Below are 10204 nucleotides of genomic sequence, written 5' to 3' on the forward strand. Positions count from 1 at the left end.
AGTAATACCTCAGCTGTAACTTGCGTCACACCCGTTACGGCGTGTCGACGCTCAGCGTGGCGCGCGCTTGGACAGGAAGTACTCCGTCGACTCACGTCGGTGCATCAGGTAGACGGCTCCGGCGGCGGCGACTGCCTGCAGGATTCCGAGTACCGCCGTGAACACCGCCATCGGCCCGGTGACGGACCCGAGGCCGAACAACGTCGGAATCGTCGTCACGACGATGACGACACCGATGACAGTCAGAACCGCACGAGCCCACAGCTTGCCGGCGCGCATCTTGCGGACCACCAGCAGTACGGCGCCGGCGATGAGTAGCGCGAAGACCAGCGACATCACCATCGCCACGATCAGCACGGTGTTCGCGGTGTCGGGCGGCAGCGCGAGCGACGGATCCTGCGCCTCGAGGTCGGCGAGGAACGAGTCGAGGAATGCGTCCCGATCCGAGTACAGCGCCGACAAGCCGATCAGCATCGACACGACGCCGAGGGCGATCACGGCGAACCAGAGGTGCCTCGAGGTCTCGATGTCGACCGGCGCGTCTCCGCCCTCCGGGGGCAGGACGGGCTTCATCGCACTGGGCGGCAGACCTTCCGGATGCCAATTGCCCTGCGGCTGCTGCCAGTTTCCCTGCGGCTGTTGCCAGTTTCCCTGTGGACTGTCGTAGCGGGGATCTTCCGGGTTTCCGCCCGGTGCGCTGTCGTTCACAGCCGCGTCGCGATCTCGGTGGCCCAGTAGGTCAACACGATGTCGGCACCCGCTCGGCGAATGCTGGTGACGGACTCCATGATCGCCGCGTCGCGATCGATCCATCCGTTCTGCGCGGCGGCGGTGATCATCGCGTACTCCCCCGAGATCTGATAGGCGGCGACGGGCACGGGCGACGCGTCGGCGACCTCGCGCAGGATGTCTAGATAACTCATCGCGGGTTTGACCATCACCATGTCCGCGCCCTCGGCGATGTCGAGGTCGAGTTCGCGCATCGACTCGCGCCGATTGGCCGAATCCTGTTGATAGGTACGGCGATCACCGCGCAGGGTCGATCCGACGGCCTCACGGAACGGGCCGTAGAAAGCCGACGCGTACTTCGCCGTGTAGGCCAGCTGACCCACGTCGGCGAATCCGGCGGTGTCCAGTCCCTCGCGGATCGCGCCGATCTGCCCGTCCATCATGCCGCTGGGGCCGAGGAGGTGAGCACCCGATTCCGCTTGCGCCACAGCCATGTCCACGTAGCGCACCAGGGTCGCGTCGTTGTCGACGCTGCCGTCGCTCGCCAACACCCCGCAGTGACCGTGGTCGGTGAACTCGTCGAGACACGTGTCGGCCATCAGCACGGTCGTGTCGCCGAGGTCGTCCCGGAGTCGACGTAGCCCCTTGTTCAGGATGCCGTCGGGATCCGAGGCCATCGACCCCTGCCCGTCCTTGACCTCCGGACGCGGAACGCCGAAGAGCATCAGCCCGCCGACGCCCGCACGCACGGCCTCGTCCGCCGCGGCGGACAGCGAGTCCAGCGTGTGTTGGACGACGCCGGGCATGGAGCTGATCTCCCGCGGGGAGTCGAGGCCGTCGGCCACGAACATCGGCAGCACGAGATGCCGCGGTTCGAGCGACGTCTCCGCCACCAACCGGCGGATCGCGGGGGTACGACGCAGTCGCCGGGGACGGTCTACGGGGAACAAGAAACCCTCACTTCGGTCAGCGCCTGCGCGACTTCTTGCGCGGAGGCGGGAGTGCACCTTCGGCGCGCAGACGAGCGGCATGCTCGGCCAGCGCCTCGACCAGCGGTCCGACCTGGGCCGTCTCGGGCTGCACGTCGACGCGCAGACCGAATTCGACGGCCGTCTCGGCGGTCTTCGGTCCGATGCATGCGACCAGGGTGCGCGCGTGCGGCTTCCCGGCGATGCCGACCAGGTTGCGCACGGTCGAACTCGACGTGAAGCACACGGCGTCGAATCCGCCGGTCTTGATCATCTCGCGGGTCTCGGCGGCCGGCGGCGCAGCGCGCACCGTGCGGTACGCGGTGACGTCGTCGATCTCCCAGCCGCGCTCGCGGAGGCCCTCGGCGAGGGTCTCGGTCGCGATGTCGGCGCGCGGCAGCAGCACCCGGTTGACGGGGTCGAACACCTCGTCGTACGGCGGGAAGTCGTCGAGCAGACCGGTGGAGGACTGCTCACCGGACGGCACCAGCTCGGGGTTGATGCCGAACGAGCGCACCTTGTCCGCCGTCGCTTCGCCGACACAGGCGATCTTCACGCCGGAGAACGCGCGAGCGTCCAGGCCGAACTCCTCGAACTTCTCCCAGACGGCGCGCACCGCGTTGGTCGAGGTGAACACGACCCACTGGTAGCGCCCGTCGACGAGTCCCTTGACCGACCGTTCCATCTGCGCGGGGCTGCGCGGCGGCTCGACGGCGATGGTGGGGACCTCGATGGGGATGGCACCGTGGGTGACCAGGCGCTCGCTCATCTCGCCGGCCTGGTCCTTGGTGCGCGGCACCAGGACGGTCCAGCCGTACAGAGCGCGGCTCTCCCACCAGGACATCTTGGAGCGCTGCGCGACGACCTTGCCGACGGTGACGATCAGCGAGCCGACCAGTTCGGATCCGGCGTCGTTGAGTGTGGCGAGGGTGGCCTCGACGGTGCGCTGCTGACGCGTCGTGCCGCGGACGGTGATCGCGACGGGCGTCTGCGGAGCCAGGCCGTGCTCGACCAGCGCGCTGGCCGTCTCGGCGAGGTGCCCGGACGTCGCGTGCAGGACCAGCGGTCCGGGTGCCGCGGCGAGTGACGCCCAGTTGACGTCGCCGCGCACGTCGGCCTCGGTGTGCTCGGAACCCAGCGCCATACCGGCGTAGCTGGGAACGGCCGATCCGGCGGGCAGGCCGGGGACGACCTCGAACTGCACCTGGGTGCGGGCCACGGCGGTGACCTCCGCGATGACCGAGTCGGTGGTCAGCGGGTCACCGGAGACGAGGCGGACCACGTCGTGCCCGTTCTTCGCCTCGGCGACCAGTGTCTTCGCGACCTCGGCGGGCTCGCCGAGCGCGGGACGCACGTCGACACCGTTCTCGCCGGTCTCGGCGTCGGCGGGTACCGCCGTGCCGACCAGGGCGATGACGCCCTTGTCGACGTCGGGATCGGTGAAGGCCATCTCGGCGACAGCCAGCGCGTCACGTGCCCGGACGGTGAGCAGGGCCGGATCGCCCGGGCCCGATCCCACGAACAGGATCCGTCCCGGAGTGTTCTTGCGGACTCGGCTCATGATTCGTTCTCCAGTGCAGTCTGGTCCGCGTGCTTGTCGCGGAAGCGGATCTCGATCTCGGTGGCGGGACCCCGCTTGGGGATCAGCCGGGAGGTGGCAATGCGTTCGTATCGCCCGGGGCGTGGCGCCGCGCCGCGTCTGGCGCGGCCGTGTCTGTGCCCGCCCACGAGGTCCAGTGCCCTCTGCTCACGCATCGATCGATTCGCCTTTCTGAGTGCCGCTCGTCCGCTGGGTTGTGGAGGCGGCGGTGGAGGATGAAGAAGGTTCGGTGATGGCGACCAGTTCGCGGGCACCGAGGTCGAGAAGTTCACGGGCGACGCGGCGACCGAGTTCGTCGGCGTCGTCCACCGACCCGACGGTCGAGGCACGGATGACGTCGGAACCGTCGACGGCCGCGGCGCACCCGCGGACCGACAGTTCCTCGAAGATCCGTCCGTCCTCGTCGATCGACTCGACCACCTCCGCGATGGCGCCGACCGGCGCGGTGCATCCGGCTTCCAGTTCGGCGAGCAGCGCGCGCTCGGCCGTGACCGATGCACGGGAGGCGACGTCGTCGAGTGTGCCGAGCACGCCGGCGAGGTCGTGGTCGTCGGACCGGCACTCGACCGCGAGAGCGCCCTGCGCCGGAGCGGGCAGGAACTGCACCGGTTCGAGCGCTTCGGTGACGACGTCGAGCCGGCCGATGCGGGCGAGGCCGGCGCGGGCCACGACGACGGCGTCGAGCTCGCCCTTGGTGACCTTGCCGATGCGGGTGTCGAGGTTGCCGCGCAGCGGTTGCACGTCAAGTCCGAGGCCCAGAGCGCGCAACTGCGCGATGCGTCGGGGCGCGGAGGTACCGACCGTCGATCCGGCGGGCAACTCACCGAGCACCAGTCCGTCGCGAGCCACCAGGGCGTCGCGAGAATCCTCGCGCTCCGGGATAGCGGCGATGCGGAACCGCGGGTCCTCGGCCGTGGGCAGATCCTTGTACGAGTGCACGGCGACGTCGATGGTCTTGTCCGCCAACGCTTCCCGCAGTGCTGCCGTGAACACTCCGACACCGATCTCCTGGACCGGTGCGGCGGACTTGTCACCCGCGGTGGCGACGACGACCAGTTCGGTGCGCACGCCCGTGGCCGTGATGGCGGCACGGACCGTCTCGGCCTGCGTCGTCGCGAGGAGGCTACCGCGCGTTCCGATGCGCACGACTCGATCGCCGAGGGCGCCTGCGTTCGCGCTCATTCGTCACTCCGATCGTGAAATGCCGTGAAGTCGTCGGCGAGAGCAGCTGTCGGGCTGTCGGTGTCGAAGGCCGACGCGACCTCCATCGGAGACGCGACGGCTTGCACCGTTGCCGGCGACAGCTCGAAGAGCTCGCGGAGCGCTTCGGCGTAGGAATCGCCACCGGGTGTGGTGGCCAGTTGCTTCACGCGCACGGTGGGCGCATGAAGAAGCTTGTCGACGACGCGGCGGACCGTGCGGGCCACCTCGTCGCGCTGGGGATCGGCCAGGTCGGGAAGACGCGAGTCGAGCCGCATGAGCTCCGCCTCGACGACCTCCGCGGCGCGCTGACGCAGAGCCGTCACGGTGGGGGTGACCTCGGCGAGACGCTGCCCGGAGAGGTAGGACGCCAGTTCCGCGGCGACGATGTCGCGCGCTGCGCGCTCGTCGGACGCTGCGGCGCCGGCGGCGGGGTCGTGCTGCAGCGACTCCATGTCCAGCACGGTGACGCCCGGAAGTCCGGCGACGGCGCTCTCGACGTCGCGCGGGAGCCCGAGGTCGCAGATGACGAGGGGACGAGCGGCGGCGTCGCGTTGCGCGAGTGCGCGATGGGCGTCGGCGATGGTGACGACGGCACCCACCGCGCCGGTACAGGTGACCAGGATGTCGGCATCGGCGACGGTCGCGGACAGCTGGTCCAGCGTGATCGCGAACGAGGTGACTCCGCCGGCAGCGGCCGTCTCGGACAGGTGCTGGGCACGCGACTGGGTGCGGTTCGCGACGGCGATGCTGCCGATCCCGGTGCGGGTGAGGTGCGCGACGGACAGTCCGCCCATGGCGCCGGCGCCGAGCACGACGGCCTTGCGGCCCTGCAGTCCACCGAGGATGTCCCCGGCACGGTCGAGTGCGACGGAGACGACGGACGCCCCGGCCTTGTCGATGTTCGTCTCGGAGTGGACCTTCTTGCCGACGCGCAGAGCCTGCTGCGCGAGTTCGTGCAGCGCACGTCCCGACGCCTGCTGGGCGTCCGACGCGGCGTACGCGGCGCGGATCTGGCCGAGGATCTGCTGCTCGCCGATCACCATCGAGTCCAGTCCACCGGCCACGGCGAACAGGTGCTCGGCGGCGGCCTCGCTGTAGCGGACGTAGGCGTACTTCGTCAGTTCCGCGAGATCGAGCCCGGAGTGCTCGGAGAGCAGCGCACCGAGGTCGGTCAGGGCACCGTGGAACGCGTCGACGACGGCGTAGACCTCGACGCGATTGCACGTCGAGACGATCATGACCTCCGACACGTGCGGGGACGTCATGATCTCGTCGGTCAGCTTGGGGCGTTCGGTGTCGCTGACGGCGACACGTTCGAGTACCGAGACGGGAGCGCTTCGATGCGAAATCCCGAGGAGAAGGACACTCACGGTGCTGTCACCGATCCGTTTCTGCTAGCGGCTGCGGCCCGATTACCGGGTCCTGCGAAATTCTTCGCACCGGATTGCCGGGTGTCCCGGCAGACCTGGCGGTTGGGACGGTTGCGCGGCGCCTTGTGGGCGTTGGCGAACGAGAGAACCTGGAGCTCGACCGCGAGGTCCACGCGGCGCAGATCGACGTGCGCCGGCGTGACCGGATCGGTGGACGCGAAGCTGAGGATGCAGTCGATGTCGGCCTCAACCAACGCGTCCACGGCCTCCTGGGCCGCTGCATCGGGAGTGGCGACAACACCGACGGTGGCACCGACGGTCGTCGCGACGTCGACCAACGCGTCGACGTGTCGGACGACGAGCTGCGAGAAACCGTCCTCGTCGTTGCCCACCGTGACCTCGCGACCCACGACGGCCGGGTCGTTGTCGAACAGAGCGACCATGGTGAAGCCGCGACGACTGAAGCCGTGATAGCCGACCAGAGCCGTTCCGAGATGTCCCATGCCGACCAGGACGACGCGATGGCCGCGGTCGAGGCCGAGAGCCAGTTCGATGCGGGCGCGCAGGCGGGCGACGTCGTATCCGACTCCCCGGACTCCCATGGGTCCGAGGAACGACAGGTCCTTGCGCAACGTGGCAGAACCGACCCCGGCCGCGGTGGCCAAGTCCTCGCTCGAGACGATCATCACTCGGCTGTCGGACAGCGAACCCAGTACCCGGAGATACCCGGCGAAACGAGTGACCGTAGCCTGAGGGACGACACGAGACGCGACATCGCCGTCGCGACCCGAGTCGGCCACCGCGCCTGAGCGCGCGCCGCCGACGCCGGGCAGGCGACGTTGAGAGGTCACGTCCAAGGCTCCTCGTCCGACCGGCGCCCGTGACAGGGCACGCGATCTCCACGATCATCGTCAGGGCCGACGGCGGATCACAGCTCCGTGAGGCGCACGTCGGTTACCCGGCATGCGCGGCAGGTGGGTTCGTCACCGGCCCCATATCTTGTCTCCACGGTAACCTCTCGTGGAGGTATGAACAAAGTCGCCGAACCGTGTAGTAGGATCCCGCGACCCCGTCGCTTGACGGCAGCGCGTCAGGCGCTCAGATCACGTCTCAGCCGGGGCTCGTCCACATCCCAGTAGCTGTGTTCGCGTCCGTCCAGAAGCACCACCGGAAGCCTGTCGCCGTACTCCGCGCGCAGGTCAGGGTCCTGCGCGGCGGCGACGTCGACGTCGATCGCCTCGCATGTCACCCCGTACTCCGCGCACAGCGGGACCAGGATCCGCCATGCCCCGTCGCACGCCCCGCACCCGGCTCGGGTCAGCAACGTCACGGTCCTGCCGGGGGTCGTCATGAGTCCAGTATCTCACCGGCGGCACGGGTGCCCCGCGCCCTCGGGCACGCGGTTAGGCTGGCTGCCGCAGGACCGTTCGGCCCGCGCCCGCGGGTTCGCCGTTCGAGGTGGGGGAGGTGCACGTGCCCGATCGACAGGATCCGGACGACGTCGTACGGGGCGCGAACACACCCGACTCGACGATCAGCGACTCCCCCGAGGTGATGGACGCCTCCCGTGCCCGGCGCGACGTGGAGCCCGAGCAGGCCGAGAAGCAGGTCCGACGCCGCATCCGTAACCCGCTCGGACCCACCGCCGCGCAGATCCGCGCGAAGCTGGCCGGCGAAGCGAGCGCCGACGCCGCCATCGCGCTGCAGGCCGAGAGTGCCCTCTCCGAGGACGACCACGTCGGCACCGTCCCCCGCGACCTCACGGCGGCCGCGTTCTTCGACGTCGACAACACGATGGTGCAGGGCGCGTCGATCATTCACTTCGCCCGCGGCCTCGCCGCCCGCAAGTACTTCACCACCAAGGACGTCTCCGAGTTCGCCTGGCAGCAGATCAAGTTCCGCGTGAGCGGCAAGGAGAACCTGGGCGACGTCAGCACCGGCCGCGAGAAGGCTCTGTCCTTCGTCGAGGGCCGCTCGACCGCCGAGATCGTCCGGCTGGGCGAGGAGATCTTCGACGAGATCATCGCCGACCGCATCTGGGCCGGCACCCGTTCACTCGCACAGATGCACCTCGACGCCGGTCAGCAGGTGTGGCTGGTGACGGCGACTCCGGTGGAACTCGCGTCGATCATCGCCAAGCGGCTCGGTCTGACCGGAGCCCTCGGCACCGTCGCGGAGAGCAAGGACGGTGTCTTCACCGGTCGGCTCGTCGGCGACATCCTGCACGGACGTGGCAAGGCTCACGCCGTTCGAACTCTGGCCGTCCGCGAAGGCCTCGACCTGCGCAGGTGCACCGCGTACTCGGACAGCCACAACGACGTTCCGATGCTGTCCCTCGTCGGTACGGCCGTCGCGGTCAATCCCGACGCCGACCTCCGCGAGCTGGCCAAGAACCGCGGATGGGAGATCCGCGACTTCCGCACCGGCCGCAAGGCCGCCAAGATCGGCGTCCCCACAGCGTTGGCGTTGGGCGCGGTCGGCGGCGGCGTCGCCGCCGTGCTGGGCCGCCGCCACCCGTGACCGCATCCCCCGACAGCGAGGCGGCCGGGACGCGGGTGGTCGTCGTCGGCGCCGGGATCGGCGGTCTGGCCACAGCCGCGCGCCTGAGCTATCGGGGCTTCGACGTCACCGTCCTCGAGCAGTCGGACCAGCTCGGCGGCAAACTCGGCCTCGAGGAACACGACGGCTTCCTCTTCGACACCGGTCCGTCCCTGGTCACGATGCCGTACGTCTTCGACGACCTCTTCGAGCAGACCGGCGGACCCGCCGACCTGACGTTCGAGCGACTCCCCGTCGCGTGCCGTTACCGCTTTCCCGACGGCACGGTGCTGGACATGCCGGGGCGGGCGGAGGAGATTCCCGCCGCCCTCGACGCAGCGCTCGGCGGTGATGCCGGTGCGCAGTGGTCGCGGTTCTCGGCACGTGCCGAGCAGATCTGGGACGCGACCCACGAGGCCTTCCTCGAGTCGCCGATCGGGCCACGTGAGCTCGCGACCCTGTCGCGCCGCGTCGGTGACCTCCGAACCATCGCGCCGTGGTCGAGCCTGCGGAGCCTCGGTCGGCAGTACCTGACCGACCCTCGACTGCGGATGATGCTGGACCGCTACGCGACGTACACCGGGTCCGATCCGCGCCGGGCGCCCGCTGCCCTGGCCACCGTCCCCCACGTCGAGCAGCGTTGGGGATCGTGGCACGTGCCCGGCGGTCTGCACCGCATCGCCGACGCCGTCGCAGAGAGGGCGTCGTCGCTCGGCGCCGACATCCGCACCGGAGTCACCGTCACCTCCGTCGTCGTGGAGGACGGCCGGGTCCGCGGAGTCGAGACCACCGACGGTCGGATCGCCGCGGACATCGTCGTCGCGAACGCCGACGCGGAGCAGGTGTACCGCTCATTGGTGCCGCGGGCGCCGCGCACCGCCGTGGCGCGGCGACGCCTCGCGGCGACCACCCCCAGCCTGTCTGGCTTCGTCGTGTTGCTGGCACTGCGCGGACGCGACGCGGACACTCCGCACCACCGTGTGCTGTTCCCCAACGACTACGACGCCGAGTTCGACGCGGTGTTCGGGACACGGGCTCGTCCGGCGCATCCGGCGCCGTCGCCGACCGTCTACGTCAGCGCGCCGGACGATCCCGCGCTGCGGCCCGACGACGACTCCGAAGCGTGGTTCGTGCTGGTCAACGCCGCACGACACGGCACCGGTTCGCGGTCGTTGGTCGACTGGGACGAACCCGGGCTCCGCGAGAGGTACGCCTCCCGCATCCTCGACGTCATGGCGGAACGCGGAGTCGACGTCCGCGACCGCGTGCTGCGGCAGACCGTCATCTCGCCCGCGGATCTGATGCGACGCACCATGACGCCCGGTGGATCGATCTACGGCACCTCGTCGAACGGGGTGGGAGCAGCCTTCCTGCGACCGGCGAACCGCTCACCCGTCCCCGGTCTCTACCTCGTGGGCGGTTCCTCGCATCCGGGCGGCGGACTACCGCTGGTCACCCTGTCGGCGCAGATAGTCGACCAGCTGATCGGGCAGTAGTTCTCAGCCCAGGAAGACGTTGCGACGCCGCGTGAGCAACTTGTACAGCGTCTGCTGGATGGTTTCGCGCACCCGGTCGGTGACCTCGAACAGTTCCATCGGATCGTCCGCGGCACTCGGATCGTAGGAGGTCGTCTCGATAGGCTCCCCGAACTCGATGTACCACTTCGACGGCAGCGGGATCAGACCCAGCGGACCGAAGTGCGGGAACAGCGGGGTGACCGGGAAGTACGGCATCCCGAGCACGCGCGCGAGCGTCGTCAGGTCACCGATCTTGGGGTAGATCTCCTCCGAGCCCAC

At 69.5% G+C, this 10204-nt stretch carries 9 protein-coding genes and 1 pseudogene; 2 read left to right on the forward strand and 8 right to left on the reverse strand.

Features of this window, described 5'->3' with window-relative positions; all coding sequences use genetic code 11:
* Positions 1 to 51: 51 nt before the first annotated feature.
* From RU01_RS08565 to RU01_RS08600, 7 genes are all read right to left on the reverse strand, one after another.
* Positions 52 to 708 (reverse strand): DUF5336 domain-containing protein, encoded by a 657-nt coding sequence (locus RU01_RS08565; protein WP_156148838.1) that lies wholly within the window; start codon positions 706 to 708, stop codon positions 52 to 54.
* Positions 705 to 1679, reverse strand: a complete 975-nt coding sequence (hemB, locus tag RU01_RS08570; protein WP_042574095.1) for a porphobilinogen synthase — start codon at positions 1677 to 1679, stop codon at positions 705 to 707. Before hemB ends, RU01_RS08565 begins: the two co-directional genes overlap by 4 nt.
* A gap of 16 nt (positions 1680 to 1695) precedes the next feature.
* On the reverse strand, positions 1696 to 3258 hold the full coding sequence (locus tag RU01_RS08575; protein WP_042574096.1) for a uroporphyrinogen-III synthase: 1563 nt from the start codon (positions 3256 to 3258) through the stop codon (positions 1696 to 1698).
* A gap of 186 nt (positions 3259 to 3444) precedes the next feature.
* Positions 3445 to 4479, reverse strand: coding sequence for a hydroxymethylbilane synthase (gene hemC / locus RU01_RS08585; RefSeq protein WP_042574098.1), 1035 nt, complete (start codon positions 4477 to 4479; stop codon positions 3445 to 3447).
* Positions 4476 to 5870, reverse strand: coding sequence for a glutamyl-tRNA reductase (locus RU01_RS08590; RefSeq protein ID WP_042574099.1), 1395 nt, complete (start codon positions 5868 to 5870; stop codon positions 4476 to 4478). Before RU01_RS08590 ends, hemC begins: the two co-directional genes overlap by 4 nt.
* Positions 5867 to 6727 (reverse strand): redox-sensing transcriptional repressor Rex, encoded by an 861-nt coding sequence (locus RU01_RS08595; RefSeq protein WP_082042979.1) that lies wholly within the window; start codon positions 6725 to 6727, stop codon positions 5867 to 5869. The genes RU01_RS08590 and RU01_RS08595 overlap by 4 nt, the downstream gene beginning before the upstream one ends.
* A 233-nt stretch (positions 6728 to 6960) precedes the next feature.
* Positions 6961 to 7221, reverse strand: a complete 261-nt coding sequence (locus RU01_RS08600; protein WP_042574100.1) for a glutaredoxin family protein — start codon at positions 7219 to 7221, stop codon at positions 6961 to 6963.
* Between the two features lie 203 nt (positions 7222 to 7424).
* On the opposite strand from RU01_RS08600, the gene RU01_RS08605 reads away from it, so the two are divergent.
* Positions 7425 to 8390 carry an HAD family hydrolase gene (locus RU01_RS08605; RefSeq protein WP_042574134.1) on the forward strand — a complete coding sequence of 322 codons (966 nt, stop codon included), beginning with the start codon at positions 7425 to 7427 and terminating at the stop codon, positions 8388 to 8390.
* On the forward strand, positions 8387 to 9904 hold the full coding sequence (locus RU01_RS08610; protein ID WP_082042980.1) for a phytoene desaturase family protein: 1518 nt from the start codon (positions 8387 to 8389) through the stop codon (positions 9902 to 9904). Before RU01_RS08605 ends, RU01_RS08610 begins: the two co-directional genes overlap by 4 nt.
* 3 nt (positions 9905 to 9907) lie before the next feature.
* On the opposite strand, the pseudogene RU01_RS08615 reads toward RU01_RS08610, so the two are convergent.
* Positions 9908 to 10204, reverse strand: a pseudogene (locus tag RU01_RS08615) (hypothetical protein); the annotation flags it as partial.

It is taken from the genome of Rhodococcus sp. MEB064 (assembly GCF_000834565.1).
In the GTDB taxonomy this organism is placed as follows: Bacteria; Actinomycetota; Actinomycetes; order Mycobacteriales; family Mycobacteriaceae; genus Rhodococcoides.

What these genes read in the sequence shown, in the direction of transcription:
- hemC (WP_042574098.1), bottom strand. Translation starts at nt 4,479, where the DNA reads ATGAGCGCGAACGCAGGCGCCCTCGGCGATCGAGTCGTGCGCATCGGA.
- RU01_RS08575 (WP_042574096.1), bottom strand. Translation starts at nt 3,258, where the DNA reads ATGAGCCGAGTCCGCAAGAACACTCCGGGACGGATCCTGTTCGTGGGA.
- RU01_RS08605 (WP_042574134.1), top strand. Translation starts at nt 7,425, where the DNA reads ATGGACGCCTCCCGTGCCCGGCGCGACGTGGAGCCCGAGCAGGCCGAG.
- RU01_RS08600 (WP_042574100.1), bottom strand. Translation starts at nt 7,221, where the DNA reads ATGACGACCCCCGGCAGGACCGTGACGTTGCTGACCCGAGCCGGGTGC.